This window comes from Pseudomonas sp. St316, from assembly GCF_018325905.1.
Lineage (GTDB): Bacteria > Pseudomonadota > Gammaproteobacteria > Pseudomonadales > Pseudomonadaceae > Aquipseudomonas.
This window is the reverse complement of the sequence record NZ_AP021901.1, coordinates 75,433-93,229: the sequence shown is the minus strand read 5'-3', so window position 1 is coordinate 93,229 and position 17,797 is coordinate 75,433. Positions and strand designations below refer to the sequence as shown.

The 17,797-nt window shown below is 61.7% G+C and carries 15 protein-coding genes; 10 read left to right on the top strand and 5 right to left on the bottom strand.

Annotation, left to right across the window (positions count from 1 at the left end; all coding sequences use genetic code 11):
• Nucleotides 1-12 precede the first annotated feature (12 nt).
• The gene (dprA, locus tag KI237_RS00425) at nt 13-1,107 is read left to right on the top strand and encodes a DNA-processing protein DprA (protein WP_212798338.1); all 1,095 of its coding nucleotides are present in this window, start codon (nt 13-15) and stop codon (nt 1,105-1,107) included.
• Between the two features lie 61 nt (nt 1,108-1,168).
• On the top strand, nt 1,169-1,726 hold the full coding sequence (gene tsaC, locus KI237_RS00420; protein ID WP_003196294.1) for an L-threonylcarbamoyladenylate synthase type 1 TsaC: 558 nt from the start codon (nt 1,169-1,171) through the stop codon (nt 1,724-1,726).
• A gap of 689 nt (nt 1,727-2,415) precedes the next feature.
• Here the strand turns inward: tsaC and KI237_RS00415 are convergent.
• On the bottom strand, nt 2,416-3,393 hold the full coding sequence (locus KI237_RS00415; protein WP_212798337.1) for an NADPH:quinone reductase: 978 nt from the start codon (nt 3,391-3,393) through the stop codon (nt 2,416-2,418).
• Between the two features lie 163 nt (nt 3,394-3,556).
• On the opposite strand from KI237_RS00415, the gene hemF reads away from it, so the two are divergent.
• Nucleotides 3,557-4,471, top strand: coding sequence for an oxygen-dependent coproporphyrinogen oxidase (gene hemF / locus KI237_RS00410; RefSeq protein WP_212798336.1), 915 nt, complete (start codon nt 3,557-3,559; stop codon nt 4,469-4,471).
• A 13-nt stretch (nt 4,472-4,484) separates the two neighbouring features.
• Nucleotides 4,485-5,306, top strand: coding sequence for a shikimate dehydrogenase (gene aroE / locus KI237_RS00405; RefSeq protein WP_212798335.1), 822 nt, complete (start codon nt 4,485-4,487; stop codon nt 5,304-5,306).
• Between the two features lie 130 nt (nt 5,307-5,436).
• On the opposite strand, the gene KI237_RS00400 is transcribed toward aroE, so the two are convergent.
• The 3 genes from KI237_RS00400 to betC form a co-directional block, all read right to left on the bottom strand.
• Nucleotides 5,437-7,005, bottom strand: coding sequence for a SulP family inorganic anion transporter (locus tag KI237_RS00400; RefSeq protein WP_212798334.1), 1,569 nt, complete (start codon nt 7,003-7,005; stop codon nt 5,437-5,439).
• Between the two features lie 220 nt (nt 7,006-7,225).
• A complete protein-coding gene (gene choX / locus KI237_RS00395; protein ID WP_212798333.1) occupies nt 7,226-8,146 on the bottom strand; it encodes a choline ABC transporter substrate-binding protein in 921 nt (306 codons plus the stop codon).
• Between the two features lie 15 nt (nt 8,147-8,161).
• Nucleotides 8,162-9,676 (bottom strand): choline-sulfatase, encoded by a 1,515-nt coding sequence (betC, locus tag KI237_RS00390; RefSeq protein ID WP_212798332.1) that lies wholly within the window; start codon nt 9,674-9,676, stop codon nt 8,162-8,164.
• 114 nt (nt 9,677-9,790) lie between these two features.
• On the opposite strand from betC, the gene KI237_RS00385 reads away from it, so the two are divergent.
• Complete coding sequence (locus tag KI237_RS00385; RefSeq protein WP_212798331.1) at nt 9,791-10,741, top strand: choline sulfate utilization transcriptional regulator; 951 nt, start codon at nt 9,791-9,793, stop codon at nt 10,739-10,741.
• A gap of 4 nt (nt 10,742-10,745) precedes the next feature.
• On the opposite strand, the gene KI237_RS00380 is transcribed toward KI237_RS00385, so the two are convergent.
• Nucleotides 10,746-11,405 carry an NAD(P)-dependent oxidoreductase gene (locus KI237_RS00380; protein WP_212798330.1) on the bottom strand — a complete coding sequence of 220 codons (660 nt, stop codon included), beginning with the start codon at nt 11,403-11,405 and terminating at the stop codon, nt 10,746-10,748.
• Between the two features lie 86 nt (nt 11,406-11,491).
• Here KI237_RS00380 and KI237_RS00375 point away from each other — a divergent pair, with 86 nt between their 5' ends.
• From KI237_RS00375 to KI237_RS00355, 5 genes are all read left to right on the top strand, one after another.
• Nucleotides 11,492-11,818: a DOPA 4,5-dioxygenase family protein gene (locus tag KI237_RS00375; protein WP_212798329.1), complete on the top strand. Its 327-nt coding sequence runs from the start codon at nt 11,492-11,494 to the stop codon at nt 11,816-11,818.
• Between the two features lie 388 nt (nt 11,819-12,206).
• Nucleotides 12,207-13,514, top strand: coding sequence for a CitMHS family transporter (locus KI237_RS00370; RefSeq protein ID WP_212798328.1), 1,308 nt, complete (start codon nt 12,207-12,209; stop codon nt 13,512-13,514).
• Between the two features lie 76 nt (nt 13,515-13,590).
• Nucleotides 13,591-14,358: a TerC family protein gene (locus KI237_RS00365; protein WP_212798327.1), complete on the top strand. Its 768-nt coding sequence runs from the start codon at nt 13,591-13,593 to the stop codon at nt 14,356-14,358.
• A gap of 327 nt (nt 14,359-14,685) precedes the next feature.
• Nucleotides 14,686-16,344, top strand: coding sequence for a Na/Pi cotransporter family protein (locus KI237_RS00360; protein ID WP_212798326.1), 1,659 nt, complete (start codon nt 14,686-14,688; stop codon nt 16,342-16,344).
• A 58-nt stretch (nt 16,345-16,402) separates the two neighbouring features.
• Nucleotides 16,403-17,794, top strand: coding sequence for a M16 family metallopeptidase (locus tag KI237_RS00355; protein WP_212798325.1), 1,392 nt, complete (start codon nt 16,403-16,405; stop codon nt 17,792-17,794).
• Nucleotides 17,795-17,797: the final 3 nt, after the last annotated feature.

The window sequence follows — 17,797 nt, the reverse complement described above, 5'->3', positions numbered from 1 at the left end:
AAGGATGATCGCATGTCATTACCTGAATCTACGCCGGTTTCCCCTGCGGAACTGGAGGCCCGGCTACGCCTTCACCGCTTGCCGGAGCTGGGACCCAAGCGTTTCATGACCCTGATGGAGGCCTTCGGCTCGGCCTCCAAGGCCATCAGTGCACCGGCCAGCGCCTGGCGAGCGCTGGGCTTGCCACTGGCCTGTGCCGAGTCTCGGCGCAACCCGGATGTGCGTGACGGCGCCTCCCATGCATTGGCCTGGCTGGAGCGTGCGGGCCAGCATTTACTGATGTGGGACCAACCTGACTACCCGGCGCTGTTGGCGCAGATCAGCGATGCGCCACCGCTGCTGTTCGTTGCTGGCGACACCTCGATCCTGGAAAAACCTCAGCTGGCGATGGTCGGCAGTCGCCGGGCATCACGCCCCGGCATGGACACCGCGGCGGCGTTTTCCCGCAGCCTGGCCGGGGCCGGTTTTGTCATCACCAGCGGCCTGGCCCTGGGCATTGATGCGGCGGCTCATCAGGCCGCGCTGGATGTCGGCGGGCGCACCGTCGGCGTGTTGGGCACTGGCCTGGAAAATTTTTATCCACAGCGCAATCGTCGGCTGGCGGACGCGATGATTGCCCAGGGCAGCGCGGTGCTGTCGGAGTTCCCGTTGGACGCACCGCCCCATGCCAGCAACTTTCCGCGGCGCAACCGGATCATCAGCGGCTTGTCCCTGGGTGTGCTGGTGGTGGAGGCCAGTGTCGCCAGCGGCTCGCTGATCACCGCGCGACTGGCGGCGGAACAGGGACGCGAGGTGTATGCCATTCCTGGATCGATCCATCACCCCGGGGCCCGAGGCTGTCATCAGCTGATCCGCGACGGTGCGGCGCTGGTGGAAACCGTCGAGCACATCCTCGAAGCGCTGCGCGGTTGGCAGCGGTTGCCGCCGGCCTCGGAGCCTGTGCCCGTGACCCATCCGCTGCTGCGCCTGCTGCATGCCGCGCCGCAGAGCAGTGAGGCACTGGCCAACGCCAGTGGCTGGAGCTTGCCCAAAGTGCTGGCGGCGTTGACCGAGCTGGAGATGGAAGGACGCGCCACCTGTGACAACGGACGTTGGTTTGCGCGCTAGGTTTTATGGGGAAGATCGGTAAACTGCCCACAGCCTTATTTGCGTTGCGGGAGAATCTTTCATGGTCAACAGTTGGCGTGTGCAACAAGCCGCGCGAGAAATTCGCGCCGGGGCGGTGATTGCCTATCCAACCGAAGCGGTCTGGGGCCTGGGTTGTGACCCATGGAACGAGGAGGCGGTGGAGCGCCTGCTGGCGATCAAGTCGCGGCTGCCCGATAAAGGGCTGATCCTGGTGGCTGACAACATCCACCAGTTCGACTTTCTGTTCGAAGACTTCCCCGACACCTGGATGGACCGCATGGCCAGCACCTGGCCGGGGCCCAATACCTGGCTGGTGCCGCACCAGAATTTGCTGCCCGAATGGATCACCGGGGTGCACGATACTGTCGCGCTGCGGGTCAGCGATCATCCCACCGTACGCGACTTGTGCTCGTTGGTCGGGCCGCTGGTGTCCACCTCGGCCAACCCACAAGGGCGCCCGGCGGCGCGCACGCGGATTCGCGTCGAACAGTATTTCCGCGGGCAGATCGACCTGGTGCTGGGCGGCAACCTGGGCGGGCGCAAGAACCCCAGCGTGATTCGCGACCTGGCGACCGGCAAAGTGGTGCGGCCGGACTGAACCCGCACACACATTCTCCAGCTTGCCTGAAACCACTGTGGGAGCGAGCTTGCTCGCGATAGCGGCGGCACATCCAACATTGATGCTGACTGACCCACCGCTATCGCGAGCAGGCTCGCTCCCACAGGTTTTTTGTGTTGCACAAGTATTTATGAACACCACAGACCGAATGTGGGAGCGAGCCTGCTCGCGATGGCGTCGGGTCAGTTAGCATCGATGTCGGCTGATCCAGCGCTATCGCGAGCAAGATCGCGCCCACAGGTTTTTTGTGTTGCACAAGTATTTATGAACACCGCAGACCGAATGTGGGAGCGAGCTTGCTCGCGATGGCGTCGGCACATCCAACATTGATGCTGACTGACCCACCGCTATCGCGAGCAAGCTCTCTCCCACAGGTTTTTTGTGTTGCTCAAGTATTTATGAACACCACAGACCGAATGTGGGAGCGAGTCTGCTCGCGATAGCGTCGGGTCAGTTAGCATCGATGGCGGCTGATCTACCGCTATCGCGAGCAAGCTCGCTCCCACAGGTTTTTTGTGTTGCACAAGTATTTATGAACACCACAGACCGAATGTGGGAGCGAGCTTGCTCGCGATGGCGTCGGGTCAGTTAGCATCGATGTCGGCTGATCCAACGCTATCGCGAGCAAGCTCGCTCCCACAGGGTTTTCAACTCAGGATCACCGAATTTCAGGGCAGGAGAATGGTCGAGCCGGTCGTGCGCCGTGCCGACAGTTCGGCCTGGGCCTTGGCCGCTTCCGCCAGTGGATAACGCTGGTTGATGTCCACCGTGAGCTTGCCGCTGGCGATCATCCCGAACAGTTCGTCGGCCATGCGCTGCAGGTTTTGCGCGTTGTTGGCGTAGGTCGCCAGGGTCGGGCGGGTGACATACAGCGAGCCCTTGGCCGAAAGGATCCCCAGGTTCACACCGTCCACCGCCCCGGAGGCATTGCCGAAGCTCACCACCAGGCCACGGGGGGCAACGCTGTCCAGGGAGGTCAGCCAGGTGTCCTTGCCAACCCCGTCGTACACCACGGGCACCTTCTTGCCGTCAGTCAGTTCCAGCACTCGCTGTGCGACGTTTTCCTTGCTGTAGTCGATGGTTTCCCACGCGCCGTGGGCCTTGGCGATGGCGGCCTTTTCCGGCGAGCTGACGGTGCCGATCAGCTTCACGCCCAAGGCCTTGGCCCACTGGCAGGCCAGGGAACCCACACCACCCGCGGCGGCGTGGAACAGGATGGTTTCGCCGCCCTTGAGTTCATAGGTCTGGCGCAACAGGTATTGCACAGTCAGGCCCTTGAGCATCACCCCGGCGGCCTGTTCGAAACTGATGGATTCGGGCAGATGAACCAGGTTGGCCTCGGGCAACACATGCACATCGCTGTAGGCCCCCAGCGGGCCGCTGCCGTACGCCACCCGGTCGCCGACCTTGAACCGCGTCACGTCCGAGCCGATCGCCTCGACCACGCCCGCGCCTTCGGCACCCAGGCCTGATGGCAACGCCGGTGGCGGATAAAGGCCGCTGCGGTAGTAGGTGTCGATGAAATTCAGGCCGATCGCCTTGTTGCTGACGCGTACCTGCTGCGGGCCGGGCTCGGCAGGCGAGTAATCGACGTACTCGAGCACTTCGGGACCGCCGTGGGAACTGAACTGGATACGTTTGGCCATCTTCACTTTCTCCTTGTCGCAAGACTTTTACCGAGCCTGCTATCGGACTCCTAAGCTTGACCGTCGTCAACTGTGGTGTGGGCAAGTGCGGTGGTATCCTGTGCGCCCATTTGCCACCGGCCCGCTATACGCCGCGTAGCGTAGCCCTGATCAAGGTGATGTCATGTCCACTCGCACCGAGGCCGTGAAAGCCTACCTGCTCGACCTGCAAGACCGTATTTGCGCCGCCCTGGAAACCGAGGACGGCGGCACGCGCTTCGTCGAAGATGCCTGGACCCGGCCGGCCGGTGGCGGCGGGCGCACGCGGGTGATCGAGAACGGCACGGTGATCGAAAAGGGCGGCGTCAACTTTTCCCACGTCTTCGGCAGCGGTCTGCCACCCTCGGCCAGCGCCCACCGGCCAGAACTGGCCGGACGCGGCTTCGAAGCCTTGGGCGTGTCGCTGGTGATCCATCCGCACAACCCGCACGTGCCGACCTCCCACGCCAACGTGCGCTTCTTCATCGCCGAAAAGGAAGGCGAAGAGCCGGTCTGGTGGTTTGGCGGCGGCTTCGACCTGACGCCTTACTACGGCGTGGAGGAGGACTGCGTCCATTGGCACCGTGTCGCCGAGCAGGCCTGCGCGCCGTTCGGTCCCGAGGTGTACCCGCGCTACAAGGCTTGGTGCGACAGCTATTTCCACCTCAAGCATCGCAACGAGCCCCGGGGCATCGGCGGCCTGTTTTTCGACGACCTGAACGCGTGGGATTTCGACACCTGCTTTGCCTTTATCCGCGCCATCGGCGACGCCTTCATTGATGCGTACCTGCCGATCGTGCGCCGCCGCAAGCACGACGCGTTCACCGCCAAACAGCGGGAGTTCCAGGAGTTTCGCCGTGGCCGCTACGTGGAATTCAACCTGGTCTACGACCGCGGCACCCTGTTCGGGCTGCAATCGGGTGGACGTACCGAATCGATCCTGATGTCCCTGCCACCGCAAGTGCGCTGGGGCTACGACTGGAAAGCCGAGCCGGGCAGTGAAGAAGCGCGGTTGACCGAGTATTTCCTGCAGGATCGCGATTGGCTGGCAACGGCCTGAACGAGGATTATCCATGGACCGCTACGTTGTAATGGGTAACCCGATCGGCCACAGCAAGTCGCCATTGATCCACCGCCTGTTCGCCGAACAGACCGGGCACGTGCTGGACTACAGCACGCTGTTGGCGCCCCTGGAGAATTTTGCCGGTTGCGCCCGGGAATTTTTCCGCGAGGGGTGTGGGGCGAATGTCACGGTGCCGTTCAAGGAAGACGCCTTCCGCCTGGCCGACAGCCTGACCGAGCGAGCCCAGAGGGCCGGGGCGGTCAACACGTTGAGCAAGTTGGCCGACGGTCGCCTGTTGGGCGACAACACCGATGGCGCCGGGCTGGTCCGGGACCTGACCGTCAACGCGGGCTTTAGCCTCAAGGGCAAGCGCATCCTGTTGCTGGGGGCCGGCGGTGCGGTGCGTGGTGCCTTGGAACCGCTGCTGGCCGAAGCGCCAGCCTCGGTGATCATCGCCAATCGCACGGTGGAAAAAGCCGAATTGCTGGCTGAGTTGTTTGCGGACCTGGGCCCGGTGTCGGCCAGTGGTTTCGACTGGCTGCAAGAGCCAGTGGACCTGATCATCAATGCCACATCCGCCAGTCTGTCAGGGGATGTGCCGCCGATTGCTGGAAGTTTGATCGAGCCCGGCAAGACGGTTTGCTACGACATGATGTATGGCAAGGAACCGACCTCGTTCTGCCGTTGGGCCAAGGAACACGGCGCGGCGGTGGCGATGGATGGCCTGGGCATGCTCGCCGAACAGGCCGGCGAAGCGTTTTACCTGTGGCGCGGGGTACGCCCGGACACCGCGCCAGTGCTGGCCGAGCTGCGCCGCCAGTTGGCACTTTAAGCTGTTGTGGGAGCAAAGCTTGCTCGCGACGCAGGCACCTCGGTTTCCAAAAGACCGCGTCGCATTCATCGCGAGCAAGCTGTGCTCCCACAAGTCCTCTTGCACCAAGTTTTGTGTGCCTGAGCCTTTTTCAGTCCTCGAAGTGAATCGGGCAGTTCTGCGGCCCTTCCAGCTTCTTCAACTCCTCCACCACCTGCGGCCGGGCCATGCGCAAGGTCAGGCTTCGCCCCTGGCTGCGCAGGCGCCGGGCTTCCTGGTGGAGCATTTCCACCCCGGAATAATCGATGAAGTTGATCTGCTGGGCATCGATGACGACCCGCTGCGCCTGCAACCGTTGCAGGCGCGCTTGCAGGTAGTGGCTAGCGCCGAAAAAGATCGAGCCGCCGACCCGCAGGATTTCCGCCTCCCCTTCGCGAAAATGCTGCACCCGCGGCTGTGAAGTGCGCTTGAGGTAAAAGAACAACGAGGCCAGCACACCGGCATAGATGGCGGTTTGCAGCTCCAGCAGCAACGTGGCCAGGCAGGTCAGGCTCATCACCACGAATTCGGCGCGGCTCACACGGTACAACGCCCGGATACCGCGATGGTCCACCAACCCCCAGGCGATCAGCAGAATGCTGCCGGCCATGGCCGGGATCGGAATGTGCGCGATCAGTTTCGCCCCCGCCACCGCAAACAGCGCCACCCATAAGGCCGAGAACACCCCGGCCAGGGGCGAACAGGCCCCGGCTTCATAGCTGAGGCCGGAACGGGTAAAGGAACCGGCCGACAAGGATCCGGAGAAAAATCCGCCAATAATGTTGGAAAGCCCCTGCGCCCTCACCTCTTGATTCGCATCGAGTAATTGCCCGGAGCGTATCGACAGCGAACGGGCGATGGACAGGCTGGTGACCAGCCCGAGCATGCCCACCGCGACGGCACCGGGCAGCAGGCGCAGGATCAGCTCCAGATCCAGCGGCAGTGGCGTGAGAGGTGGCAGGCGCCCGGCGAAAGCGCTGACCAGCGCCACATGGCCGAACATCACCGGCCACAACCAGACCACCAGGCTGCTGATCACCAAAGTTATCAACAGGCTCGGCCAGCGCGGCAGCAACCGCTTGAGCACGACACCCAGCACCAGCGTCCCCAATCCCAGCAGCAATGACGGTTTATCCACAGCTTCGATGTGGCTGACCAACATCAACAGGCCTTTCAACGCCGTGGCTTCGTTCGGCAGGTCGAGGCCCAGCAGGTTCGGCAACTGCCCCAGCGCAATCACCACCGCCGCACCCAGGGTGAAACCCAGCACCACCGAGTGCGAAACGAAATTCACCAGCGCTCCGAACCGCAACAGCCCCAGCAGCCATTGGAAAATACCGGCCAACACCGTCAGTAGCAGGATCAAGGTAATGTAGTCCTGGGTGGCGGGCACGGCCAGAGGGCTGACGCTGGCATACAGGACGATGGAGATTGCCGCCGTAGGACCGCAGATCAGGTGCCATGACGAACCCCACAGGCAGGCGATCAGCACCGGGACGATCGCCGCGTACAGCCCGTATTCAGGCGGCAGACCGGCGATCAGCGCGTAGGCAATGGATTGCGGCAACGCCAGAATCGCGCCGCTCAGGCCAACGATCAGGTCGCGACCGACACTGGCGCGGGTCTGCCGGGGCAGCCAGCTCAGGAAAGGAAAGAGTGAATGGCGAGTGGGGATTGCCATGGGGCCTCAAGGATGGGGTTTGGCGCAAGAGTATCAGGACAAGGCACTGCTCTCCTTGTGCCGCGGGGATTTATGTGGGAGCAAAGCTCGCTCGCGAAACAGGCACCTCGGTCTCTGAAAGACGGAGTTGTCTTCATCGCGGGCAAGCCTTGCTCCCACATGGTTTTCCTCGCGACAGTGCTACGCGCCCCTCGAAAGAACACGCAAAGCAGCGGGGCTGTCAGAGCTTGGCCTTCACCGCCGCCAGCGCATCCTTGCCATCCAGGGTTTGCACACCGTCCAGCCATTTATCCAGCACCGCCGGGTTGGCCTTGATCCAGGCCTTGGCCGCTTCGGTGTTGCTGACCTTGTTGTTCAGCACGTTCGCCATGATGCTGTTTTCCATGTCCTGGGTGAAGCTCAGGTTGGTCAACAACTTGCCCACGTTCGGGCAGGCCTGTGCATAACCCTTGCGAGTCAGGGTGTAGACGCTGCCGGTTTCGCCGAAGTATTTCTCGCCGCCTTTGAGGTAGTGCATTTTCAATTGCACGTTCATCGGGTGCGGGGTCCAGCCGAGGAACGTCACGAATTTCTGTTTCTTCACCGCCCGGGAGACTTCCGCCAGCATCGCCTGCTCGCTGGATTCCACCAGTTTCCACTCGCCCATGCCGAAATCATTGGTCTTGATGATTTCTTTCAGGGAGAGGTTGGCCGGGGCGCCGGAGCCGATGCCGTAGATCTTTTTGTCGAACTTGTCGGCGAATTTGTTCAGGTCGGCGAAGTTATGCACACCGGCATCCCAGACGTAGTCCGGGACCGCCAGGGTGAACTCGGTGCCGTCCAGGTTCTTGGCCAGTTGCGTGACATCGCCATTGGCCACGAACTTGTCGTAGAAGCCCTGCTGGGCCGGCATCCAGTTACCCAAAAACACATCCACCTGACCGTCCTTGAGGCCACCGAAGGTGATCGGCACCGCGAGGGTATCGACCTTGGCCTTGTAGCCCATCCCGTCCAGCAGGAAACCGGTGATGGCATTGGTGGCGGCGATGTCGCTCCAACCCGGATCAGCCATCTTCACCGTTTCGCAGCTTTGCTCGGCCCAGGCCGAAACACTGCTCAACGCCAACAGTCCAGCAGTCAGTACTGTGGATAACTTTTGCATGGCTTGCCCCTTACGTTATTGGTTTTGGCAGGGTTGTGGATAACGGGCCTTGCGCTCCAGATCGTCGAGGTCGATGTGATTGCGCATGTATTGCTGGCTGGCGTCCACCAGCGGCTGGTGATCCCAGCTCTTGAGTTTGCCCAGGGTCAGCGCCTGGGCGACAAAACGGCGCCGCCGCTGGCTGGCAAGCACCTGTCGGTGAATCGTCGGGATGTCCCATTTGGCGCGCGCCTCGGCGAGAAATTCGGCGAACAGGGACTGATGTTCAGGCGATTGGCTGAGATTTTCCAGTTCCTTGGGGTCGTTGTGTACGTCGAACAGCAGGCACGGGTCATCTTCGCTGTAGATGAATTTCCACGAACCGCGACGGATCATCATCAAGGGGCTGATGGTGCCTTCGGCCATGTATTCACCGAATACTTCGTCATGCCCGCCCTGCCCTTGTAGATGCGGCACCAGCGAACGGCCATCCAGCGGCAAACCCGGTTCCAGCGTGCCGCCAGCCAGCTCCACCAAGGTCGGCAGCAAGTCGGCGGTAGACACCGCCGCGCCCACCCGGCCGCTGGCGAACTGCCCCGGCGCGCTGATAAGCAAGGGTACGCGGGCAGCCATTTCGAACCAGTGCATTTTGTACCAGAGCCCTTTTTCGCCGAGCATGTCTCCATGATCGCCGGAGAACACGATGATCGTATCGTCCAGCAGACCGGTGTCTTCCAGGGTTTGCAGGAGCTTGCCGACGTTGCTGTCGATGTAGCTGCACGCGCCGAAATAGGCGCGGCGGGCATCCCGAATCTTATCCACAGGCAGTGGCTTGTCCCACAGGTCATAGACCTTCAGCAGCCGCTGGGAGTGGGGATCGAGCGCCGTTTGCGCCGGGGTCTGCGGCAACGGTATGTCGTTGTCGTCATACAAATCCCAGAACGCCTTGGGAATCGTGTACGGGTCGTGTGGGTGGGTCATCGATACGGTGAGGCAAAACGGCTGGTCACCGTCCTCACGGATGTGGTCAAACAGGTATTGCTGGGCCTTGAACACCACTTCTTCATCGAAATCCAGCTGATTGGTGCGCACGCACGGCCCGGCCTGCAACACCGACGACATGTTGTGGTACCAACTGGGCCGCACGTGCGGCTCGTCCCAGTTCACCGCCCAGCCGTAGTCGGCCGGGTAAATGTCACTGGTCAAGCGCTCTTCGTAGCCGTGCAGCTGGTCCGGCCCGCAAAAGTGCATCTTGCCGGACAGCGCCGTGCGGTAGCCGAGGCGGCGCAGGTAATGAGCGTAGGTCGGCACGTCTGCAGGAAAATCCGCCGCGTTGTCATACGCACCGATCTTGCTCGGCAACTGGCCGCTCACCAAGGTAAAGCGCGACGGGGCACACAGCGGGCTGTTGCAATAGGCAGCATCGAACACCACGCCCTCGGCGGCCAGGCGCGACAGGTTCGGCAGCTTGATCGGCGAAGGACCGTAGATCGGCAACATTGGCGCGGCCATTTGATCGGCCATGATGAAAAGAATGTTCTTGCGCTTCATGTATTCGCGGCATTCCATAGTAGGCAGTTATGCGATATTGCTGCGATTGAGCATGTAGCCCCCGGGTTTTGGGGTAAAGCCCATGCAGGATAATGACTAGGATAAGCACAGCTTATGTATGACGCCCTGGGTGACCTGTCCCTGGAACTGTTCCGTGTCTTTGAAGCCGCAGCTCGCCAACAAAGCTTTACGGCGGCGGCGATTGAGCTGGGCACTACGCAACCGGCCATCAGCCAGCAGATCAAGCGCCTGGAAGAGCAACTGGGTACGCGGTTGTTCGACCGTATCTATCGCGGTATCGAACTGACCGAGGCCGGGACGATCCTGTTCGAGCAGGTGCAGGCCGGCTTGCAGAGCATCGATGCCGGGCTGAGCGCGATCACCGCCCAGCACCAGCATGAGGTGCTGCAGGTCGCCACGGACTTCGCCTTCGCCGCTTATTGGCTGATGCCACGCCTGCATCGCTTTCACGCGGCCAACCCGCAGGTGGACGTCAGCCTGGTGACCAGCGAGCGCAACCACAACATGCTGCGCACCGATATCGACGTTGCCGTATTGTTCGGCGACGGTCGCTTCAAACAAGGCGAAAGTCGCTGGCTGTTCAGCGAAGAAGTCTTTCCGGTGTGCAGCCCGCTGCTGCTCAAGGAACGCCCCATGCCCTTGCCCGCCCAGGCCTTGGCGGAATTTCCGTTGCTGCACCTGCGTGCGGGCAACAGCAGCAGTTGGTTCGACTGGAGTGGCGTATTTCGCGAGCTGGGCATCACGTCACCGCCGGCCCCCGGGCAGTTGCGCTTCGACAACTACACGTTGCTGATCCAGGCGGCGATTGGCGGCCAGGGCGTGGCCATCGGCTGGCGGCACCTTGTGGATAACTTATTGGCCCAGGGCCTGCTGTGTCGTCCGATCGCTGAAACGGTGCTGTCGCGGCTGGGTTATTACGTGGTCTTGCCCCAGCGCAAACGGCGCGGCGTATTGATCAGGCAATTCGTGGATTGGCTGATGGAAGAACAGGCCAACAGTGCCGAATCGCTCACCGGACTGCCGCTGCCTTCCATTGCCGTTTAATGCACTACACCGCCGCGACAAAACTGACGTGCTCGCCCACATGCAGGTTCAGGCGCAGCTCATCGGCGATGCCGACCGCCACCCGGTTGAGCCGCTCCAAGGATTCGGCCATGCCGGGTTCGAGGCTGGTACTGACCTGGCTGAAATGCTCGATGCCCAAGCCTGGCGCGGCATAGGGTGCGTTGATCAAGGTCCACTGCAACGGGCTGTTCTTCAGGGCATCGAGCACTTCTTCGGCGGCATGGCGCTGCAAATCGTCGTCCGTCGGCTCCTCGTCGAGCATCGCAAAGTCGCCCACCAGGAACAGCCGGGGAACATTCACCGCCTGCATGCCGGCGATCAGTGCATCCACGGCCAATACTTGCTCCACCGGGCCGGGAATCAATGTGCGCTCCACTTGTTCGCTGTTCATCGGCAACCCCGGCGCGTTCAGCAGACACACCACGGCGCTGGCACCGGCAACACTTTGCTTGACCCGCTCGGGATCGAAGAGATCACCGGTCTTGGTCCGCAGGCCCGGGCGTGGAGCCAGGGCAGTAAGATCGTCGAGAATGGCGATGACTTCGTGCTGGCGCCGCAGCATTTCAGCCATCAACGCACTGCCGAGGCTGCTCATGGCACCATAGAGCACCACTTTGATGACCGGGGTTTCGGCGTTTTTCATGGCTTTTTTCCTTTTTTTTTCCGCGTATAAGGCCTCTGACCCGCGGAAAACGGCGAGGGTTCGGCCCCTTTTTCAAGGAGTGACAGATGCAGCGGATCAAGGGCTACCACGCCCACGTGTATTTCGACGCCAATACCCTCGACCAGGCGCGCGCCCTGTGCGAGGAAGCGGCGCAGCTGTTCCCGCTGAAAATGGGCCGCGTCCATCAGCGCCCGGTCGGCCCGCACCCGGACTGGAGTTGCCAATTGGCGTTCGATCCGCAGTACATCGGCGTGGTCTTGCCGTGGCTGGCGCTCAATCGCAAAGGACTGGTGATTTTCCTGCACCCGGAGACCGGCGATGACCTGATCGACCATACCGAGCATGCGATCTGGATGGGGGCGGTGCGGCCGTTGGATCTTTCAGTATTTTGATTTATCGGTGGAGCGCAGATTGTCCGTGGGAGCAAAGCTTGCTCGCGATAAAGACACCGCGGCGCTCAATCAGGAATGTGTCAATTTCATCGCGAGCAAGCTTTGCTCCCACAGGTAAGCCTTGCCCTACAGAAAAACTCCATTGCAGCGGCGAAAGCTTGCTGAAAGCTTGCGCGATTAGGATCGACTCACTCCCGGCAAAAGACCGGTCGGCCAAAAGCGAGTTTTCAAGGCTCGTTCGGCCCTTTTAACAACAACAATGGTGATTCTGATGTCCGCTGCTACCCGTCCCGCTGCACCCACTCCATCCGTCCGTCTCGAGCCTTGCATCCTGCGCTGACCCTTTCGGTTCGCTTTTGCCCGCCGTGCCACGCCTGGAGTATTTCCTATGCTGACTTTCCTTGGCTTCGCCATGGTCATCACGTTCATGTTCCTGATCATGACCAAGCGCCTGTCCGCGCTGATCGCCTTGATCATCATCCCGATCCTGTTCGCCCTGTTCGGCGGTTTTGCGCCGAAAATCGGCCCGATGATGCTCGAAGGCATCACCAAGCTCGCCCCGACCGGGGTGATGCTGATGTTCGCGATTCTGTATTTTGCCCTGATGATCGACTCCGGCCTGTTCGACCCGGCCGTGCGCAAGATCCTCAAGCTGGTCAAGGGCGACCCGTTGAAAGTTTCGGTCGGTACCGCCGTTCTGGCGCTCGTCGTTTCCCTTGATGGTGACGGCGCGACCACTTACATGATCTGCGTGGCCGCGATGCTGCCGCTCTACAGCCGTATCGGCATGAGCCCGCGCATCATGGCTGGCCTGATCATCCTCGCTGGCGGCGTGATGAACATGACCCCGTGGGGCGGCCCGACGGCCCGTGCGGCCAGTGCCCTGCACGTGGACCCGTCCGACATCTTCGTGCCGATGATCCCGGCAATGGCCGCCGGTGTGGTGGCGATCCTGGTCATCGCCTATTTCTACGGCAAGCGTGAACGTGCGCGCCTGGGTGAGCTGCATCTGATCGGCGACGAAATCGATCACAGTGAACTCAGCGTTTCGCAGTTCCCGGATGCGCGCCGTCCGAAACTGATCTGGTTCAACGGCCTGTTGACCCTGGTGTTGATGTGTACCCTGATCGCCGGTCTCCTGCCACTTCCAGTGCTGTTCATGGTGGCCTTCAGCATCGCGATGATCGTCAACTACCCTTGCCTGCAACAGCAGAAGGATCGCGTCGCGGCGCATGCCGGCAGCGTGTTGTCGGTGGTCAGCCTGATTTTCGCAGCAGGTATCTTCACTGGTATCCTGTCCGGCACCGGCATGGTCGATGCCATGTCGAAAAGCCTGCTGGCGGTGATCCCTGATTTCCTCGGCCCGTACCTGGCGGTGATCACGGCGCTGGTCAGCATGCCATTCACGTTCTTCATGTCGAACGACGCGTTTTACTATGGTGTGTTGCCAGTGCTTTCCGAAGCGGCCAGCCACTACGGCATCACGGCGGTGGAAATGGCCCGCGCCTCGATCGTTGGCCAACCGGTCCATCTGCTGAGCCCGCTGGTGCCATCGACCTACCTGCTGGTCGCGCTGGCCGGGATCGAGTTCGGCGATCACCAACGTTTCACCCTGAAGTGGGCAGTACTGGTCTGCCTGTGCATACTGGTTGCAGCATTGCTGTTGGGGACTTTCCCACTGTTCAGCACTCTGTAACTGTAACGGCATCAAACGACTACGCCGCCAGCTCATCGCTGGCGTCGTGGTTTAACACTCGCTCAAAGGAATTCACATGGAATGGCTGACCAACCCGGAAATCTGGGTTGCCTTCTTTACCTTGACCGCCCTGGAAATTGTCCTGGGCATCGACAACATCATCATGATCTCGATCCTGGTCAGCCGCATGCCCAAGCACATGCAGGCGCGCACCCGGATCTTCGGCCTGGCGCTGGCCATGGTCACGCGGATCCTGTTGCTGCTGTCCATCACCTGGGTCATGCGCCTGACCGCCGATTTGTTCGAAGTCTTCGGCCAAGGCATCTCCGGTCGTGACCTGATCCTGTTCTTCGGTGGCCTGTTCCTGCTGTGGAAAAGCTCCCAGGAGATGTACCACGCGCTGGAAGGCGAAGACGAAAGCGGCGACGAGCCTTCGGGCAAGGGCGGCAACTTTCTCTATACCATCATCCAGATCGCGATCATCGACATCGTGTTCTCCCTGGACTCGGTCATCACCGCGGTCGGCATGGTTTCCCATGTACCGGTGATGGTCGCCGCGATCATCGTGGCGGTGCTGGTGATGATGCTGGCTTCGGGCACCATCAGTGAGTTCATCGACAAGCACCCGTCGCTGAAGATGCTGGCGCTGTCGTTCCTGCTGGTGGTCGGCACCGTGCTGATCGCCGAGTCGTTCGACGTGCACGTGCCAAAAGGCTACGTCTACTTCGCCATGGCGTTCTCCCTGGCGGTGGAAGCGATCAACATCAAGATGCGTACCGCCATTGCGCGCAAGCGCAAGCAGCAGGATCCGGTGAAACTGCGTAAGGATATTCCGGGCCAGTAAGGGTTGCGGGGCAGTGAATGAAGGGGCTTTCGCAGCCCCTTTTTCATGCCCGTGTCCCTGTGGGAGCGAGCTTGCTCGCGATGAGGGCAGGACAGTCGACCTCTTCATTGACTGTCAGGCCGCCATCGCGAGCAAGCTCGCTCCCACAGGGATCTCATCGTTTTGAAGATAGCCATCGACCGGGTTTTCATGACAGTTTTGTTTCAAACGATTCTTTAGCTGTGCAATGCTGGCGCCCGAACCGTTCGCCAACTACAGCTTAAGTACAAGAAAGAAGAATGTGACATCGTCAATTTGTTCCTTTGGGACGCTAACAGGGGGCTTCTCATGCTGACCCTGCTCAATTTGCTCTCCGCTGTGGCCCTGCTGATCTGGGGCACGCATATCGTGCGTACCGGCATCTTGCGGGTCTATGGCTCGAACCTGCGCCATGTCATCGGCCAGAACATGTCCAGGCGCTGGCTGGCGTTTGTCGCGGGCATCATGGTCACGGCCATGGTCCAGAGCAGCAACGCCACGGCCATGCTCGTCACCTCGTTCGTCGGCCAGGGGCTGATGGCGCTGACTCCTGCCCTGGCGACCATGCTCGGCGCCGATGTCGGCACCGCGCTGATGGCACGGGTGCTGACCCTCGACCTGTCGTGGCTGTCGCCGCTGCTGATTTTCCTCGGGGTGATTTTTTTCCTGTCGCGCAAACAGACGCGCGTCGGGCAAATGGGCCGGGTCGGCATCGGCCTGGGCCTGATCATCCTGGCCCTGCAATTGATCGTCGAGGCCGCCGCTCCCATCACCCATGCCCAGGGCGTGAAAGTGATCTTCGCCTCGCTGACCGGTGACATCCTGCTCGATGCGCTGGTCGGCGCGCTGTTCGCGATGATCTCCTATTCCAGCCTGGCCGCCGTGCTGTTGACCGCGACATTGGCCGGGGCCGCGGTGATCAGCCTGCCAGTGGCCATCGGCCTGGTGATCGGCGCCAACATCGGCAGCGGCGTCCTGGCGTTTCTCAGCACCAGCATGCAGAACACCGCCGGGCGCCAGGTGGCGCTGGGCAGCCTGCTGTACAAGCTGATCGGGCTGTTGTTGATCATTCCGGTGCTCGATCCGCTGGTGGTCTGGCTCGACAGCCTGGATTTCAGCCCTCAGGAAACGGTGATCGGTTTTCATCTGCTCTATAACGCCGTGCGTTGCCTGGTACTGCTGCCCAGCGTTGCCCCCATGGCCAGGCTCTGCGCCTGGCTGATGCCGGAACGACCCGAGACCAACGGCACGGCCAAGCCACGGCACCTGGACCTCACGGCCCTCGTCACCCCAAGCCTGGCGCTGGCGAACGCGGCCCGAGAAACCCTGCGCATCGGCGATCTGATCGAAAGCATGCTCGAAGCCATGCTGGACGTGCTGCGCGGCGCGCAGACGGCGGTGACCCAGGATATGCGGCGCATGAGCGACGACGTCGAAGCGCTGTGCAGTGCAATCAAGTTGTACATGGCGCAAATGCCCCGCGAGGACCTCAGCGAACAGGACAGCCGCCGTTGGGCGGAAATCATCGAGCTGGCGATCAACCTCAAGCTGGCCAGCGACCTCATCGAGCGCATGTTGCGCAAGGTCCAGCAGCAGAAAACCTCGCAACGTCGCTCCTTTTCCGACGTAGGCCTGGAGGAGTTGGCGGGGCTGCACAGCCACTTGATCGCCAACCTGCGGCTGGGGCTGTCGGTATTTCTCAGTGCCGACCGGGAAAGCGCCCGCCAGTTGCTGCGTGAGAAACGGCGCTTTCGGGCGCAGGAGCGGCGCATGGCCCACGCCCATGTCAGCCGCCTGCAGCGCAAGGTCGTACAAAGCCTGGAGACCAGTTCCCTGCACCTGGAGCTGATCGCCGACATGAGACGCCTCAACTCGCTGTTTTGCGGCAGCGCTTATGTGGTGCTGGAGACGGCCGAGATCGGCGCACTGGCGGCGGATGAAATTTCCGACATTACCCATTCGCCTTGAACATCTGACGCATTGACCAGTCAGTAGGATTGGACTGTCAGTCGCCAGGAAGCCGTTTATGCGTGCTCTGTTATTCACCCTTTTCTTGCTCGGTGCCTTGCCTGCAGTTGCCCTGGACCGGTTTCAGGTCGAGGGTTACGCCTTGCCCAACGGGATGCAATTGCTGCTCAAGCCCGGTAGCGAACGCGGGCACGTGGCCATTCGCCTGGTGGTCGGCGTGGGCCTGGACGACTTCAGTTGCGCCGACAAGGAACTGCCGCATCTGCTCGAACACTTGCTGTTCAGCGGCGTCGATGAAAGCGGTGAAGGCGGCCTGGAAGAGCGCATGCAGGCCTTGGGTGGCGAGTGGAATGCCTTCACCAGCAACGCCGACACCACGTTCGTCATCGAAGCGCCGGCGCGTAATCAACGCAAGGTCCTGGACTTGCTGCTGGCGCTGTTGACCCGCACCCGCGTCGATGAAAAAGCCCTGGAAGCGGCCAAGCGGGTGGTGGAACGCGAAGACGGCGGCCACTACACCCACCTGCAACGCTGGCTCGATCACCAAGACCTGGGCCACAAGGCCAGCAACCAGCTGGCGGTTGAGTTGGGCCTGCGCTGCGCGGAACGGGCCGAGGTCGAACACCTCACCCTTGCCCGGCTCAAGCAGGTGCGCAAGGACTGGTATGCGCCGAACAACATGACGCTGATCGTGGTCGGCGACCTCGACCGACTGTTGCCGGCCTACCTGGAGCGCGCCTTTGGCGAACTCGAGCCGGTGGAGCCCAGCGAACATGAGGCGCTGCCGCAGATCCGCTACAAGGCGGTCACCAAGCGCAACCTGATCCATGGCCTGGTCGGCAACAGCGCCAAGCTACATTGGCTGTTCCCGGAGCCGGTGCTGGATGAGCAGCATGACGAAACCTTCGACCTGCTCAAGGATTACCTGGACTGGGCGCTCTATCGCCAATTGCGCCTGGCCCGCGGCCTGTCCTACGGGCCGTGGACCGAACGCGAGGTGTTCGGCGGCGTTGGCTTCTTCAGCCTGAACGCCGATCTGTCCCGCGAAGACTTGCCCGAAGCCGAACAGGCGCTGGAAGAACTGCGCAAGAGATTGCTCAAGGATGGCCTGGACCCCGCCGATTTCGTGCGCATCAAGCGCGCGGCCATTGCCCATCAGTCCTGGGCGGTTCAAGGCAACAGCGCACTGGCCGATTACTACTGGGGCGCCCTGGGCGATTATGAAGACGGCCGCTTCGCCAACCCGGCCCTGCGACTGCAGGAGGTGAGCCTGGAACAGGCCAACGTGGCCCTGCGCGAACTGCTCAAGGACCCGGGTTACCTGCGCATCGAAAAGCCGTTGCTCGGTGACGATGAGCTCGTCTGGGGGCTGGGCGGCTTGTTGGGGTTGCTGTTGCTCGGGTTGGTGGTGTGGCAGGTGCGCCGCAGGGCTCGAACGAACGAAGAATAGGTT

Excerpts from the sequence above, each read along its gene's own strand:
- dprA (WP_212798338.1), top strand. The coding sequence starts at position 13 with ATGTCATTACCTGAATCTACGCCGGTTTCCCCTGCGGAACTGGAGGCC.
- tsaC (WP_003196294.1), top strand. The coding sequence starts at position 1,169 with ATGGTCAACAGTTGGCGTGTGCAACAAGCCGCGCGAGAAATTCGCGCC.
- KI237_RS00415 (WP_212798337.1), bottom strand. The coding sequence starts at position 3,393 with ATGGCCAAACGTATCCAGTTCAGTTCCCACGGCGGTCCCGAAGTGCTC.
- hemF (WP_212798336.1), top strand. The coding sequence starts at position 3,557 with ATGTCCACTCGCACCGAGGCCGTGAAAGCCTACCTGCTCGACCTGCAA.
- aroE (WP_212798335.1), top strand. The coding sequence starts at position 4,485 with ATGGACCGCTACGTTGTAATGGGTAACCCGATCGGCCACAGCAAGTCG.
- KI237_RS00400 (WP_212798334.1), bottom strand. The coding sequence starts at position 7,005 with ATGGCAATCCCCACTCGCCATTCACTCTTTCCTTTCCTGAGCTGGCTG.
- choX (WP_212798333.1), bottom strand. The coding sequence starts at position 8,146 with ATGCAAAAGTTATCCACAGTACTGACTGCTGGACTGTTGGCGTTGAGC.
- betC (WP_212798332.1), bottom strand. The coding sequence starts at position 9,676 with ATGAAGCGCAAGAACATTCTTTTCATCATGGCCGATCAAATGGCCGCG.
- KI237_RS00385 (WP_212798331.1), top strand. The coding sequence starts at position 9,791 with ATGTATGACGCCCTGGGTGACCTGTCCCTGGAACTGTTCCGTGTCTTT.
- KI237_RS00380 (WP_212798330.1), bottom strand. The coding sequence starts at position 11,405 with ATGAAAAACGCCGAAACCCCGGTCATCAAAGTGGTGCTCTATGGTGCC.
- KI237_RS00375 (WP_212798329.1), top strand. The coding sequence starts at position 11,492 with ATGCAGCGGATCAAGGGCTACCACGCCCACGTGTATTTCGACGCCAAT.
- KI237_RS00370 (WP_212798328.1), top strand. The coding sequence starts at position 12,207 with ATGCTGACTTTCCTTGGCTTCGCCATGGTCATCACGTTCATGTTCCTG.
- KI237_RS00365 (WP_212798327.1), top strand. The coding sequence starts at position 13,591 with ATGGAATGGCTGACCAACCCGGAAATCTGGGTTGCCTTCTTTACCTTG.
- KI237_RS00360 (WP_212798326.1), top strand. The coding sequence starts at position 14,686 with ATGCTGACCCTGCTCAATTTGCTCTCCGCTGTGGCCCTGCTGATCTGG.
- KI237_RS00355 (WP_212798325.1), top strand. The coding sequence starts at position 16,403 with ATGCGTGCTCTGTTATTCACCCTTTTCTTGCTCGGTGCCTTGCCTGCA.